Source organism: Streptomyces sp. NPDC101152, from assembly GCF_044768275.1.
GTDB lineage: Bacteria > Actinomycetota > Actinomycetes > Streptomycetales > Streptomycetaceae > Streptomyces.
In genome coordinates this window covers 1-1,796 of sequence record NZ_JBIWPO010000137.1, presented here as the reverse complement: position 1 = coordinate 1,796, position 1,796 = coordinate 1, and the positions used below count along the sequence as shown (strand labels likewise).

Below are 1,796 nucleotides of genomic sequence, written 5' to 3'. Positions count from 1 at the left end.
CCCCAAGGCCGGGTAGTTAAGGTTTCCGGCCGGGGTGCAAGGCGGGGCGGGACGGGGCCCGTCGCGGTGTGCAGAACGTGATCAACGCGGCCCCGTTGAAGCAGGTGTCGACCAAGACGTCCTGCCCATGGAGCCGCGTTGCCTGTCCATTCTGCCTCCCCGCCCGCCCTGGCGACCCTCTCGCGGGAAATCACCCTGGCCGCAGGGCGTTTCGCCGCCGGGCACCTGGGCGGACTGACGCCCTTCCTGCCTTTCGAACTGGTGGACGCCGTGCTGGAGGAGACCCGTGCGGTCCAGCAGCGGCTGCGGGATCTGCCTTCGCGGGTCGGGGTGTACTTCCTCCTGGCGATGTGCCTGTTCCCGGAGGTCGGATACCGGCTGGTGTGGGACAAAATGACGGCTGGACTCGGCGGCCTCCTCCCGGCGCCGAGCACGAAGGGCCTGCGCGACCTTCGACGCCGGGTGGGCTGCGCCCCGCTGAAGACCCTGTTTGAGGTGGTGGCCGGAGCACTGGCGCAACCACACACTCCCGGGGCCCGTTTCGGCCCCTACCGCACCGTCTCCTTCGACGGCTGCAGCTCCATCAAGACCGCCGACAGCGAACGCAACCGGGGCTGGCTGGGCCGATGCCCACACGGCGGCTACCCCCAACTCGAGCTGATGACGCTGGTCGAGACCGGAACCCGGGCGGTGATCGCCGCGATCTTCGGGCCTACCCGGGAGGGCGAGACCTCCTACGCCACCCGGCTGCTTTCGCACCTTCGCCCCGACATGCTGGTGCTGTGGGACCGGGGCTTCGACGGCAACGACTTCCTCGCCGCCGTGCACACCACCGGCGCCCGCATCGTGGGCCGCATCAGCCAGCGCCGCCGCCCGCCGGTGCTGAAGACCCTCGCAGATGCCTCCTACCTGTCGGCTATCGGCGGCGTCCCGGTACGCATCATCGAGGCCCAGATCAGCGTCACCTGCGCGGACGGCAGCAGCTTCGCAGGCACCTACCGCCTGGTGACCACGCTGCTGGACGCCCACCGCTTCCCCGCCGACCGCCTCGTGCGCCTCTATCACGAGCGCTGGGAACACGAGAGCGCCTATTACGCGCTGCGTCACACCATCCTCAACGGGCGCGTGCTGCGCTCGTGCGACCCGGTCGGCGTCGAGCAGGAGATGTGGGCCCTGCTGGTCCTCTACCAGTTGCTGCGCCGGGCCATGGTCGAGGCGGCGGAGTCCCGGCCGGGCACCGATCCCGACCGCTGCGGCTTCACCGTCGCCCTCCACACAGCCCGCGACCTGGTGGTACGCGCGGAAGGAATCCTCGAGCAGGGACTCGGGACAATTGGAAGCAGGGTCTTGGCAGCGCTGGTGCCGGCACGCCGGCCCCGCGTCAGCACCCGAAAGGTGAAATCGCCCATCTCCCGATATGCGGAACGGAAGTTGGACGGCCGCCCGGACGCAAGCCAGACGGTGACTGCCGTGACGATCACGCTCCTACAGCCCCCGCCCCCTCGCCCCGAACTGCCGGCGGCCACGGTCCCCCAGTACGTCGGTGCCGGCAAGACCAGCAACCGCATGGCGCGCGTCCTGGCCGTGCTGCAGGAAGAGCCCGAGCGGCAGTGGCGGGCCCGAGAGATCGCCGAGCTCCTCGGCGACGTCACCCTCGTCGCCACTTACCGGCAACTCGCCCGCTGGACTGAGAAAGGGCTGATCAAGAGGATCCGTACAGGCCGCTACGCGGCAGCCGCACCGCCAACGGCCACTGCCTTGCGCCCCGGTCATCAGCGCTAACTACCCGGCCTTGG

At 69.9% G+C, this 1,796-nt stretch carries 1 protein-coding gene; it reads left to right on the top strand.

Annotated features, from left to right (window positions below):
* Positions 1 to 138: 138 nt before the first annotated feature.
* On the top strand, positions 139 to 1,782 hold the full coding sequence (locus ACIRVK_RS45485) for an IS4 family transposase (RefSeq protein WP_404258046.1): 1,644 nt from the start codon (positions 139 to 141) through the stop codon (positions 1,780 to 1,782).
* Positions 1,783 to 1,796 lie beyond the last annotated feature (14 nt).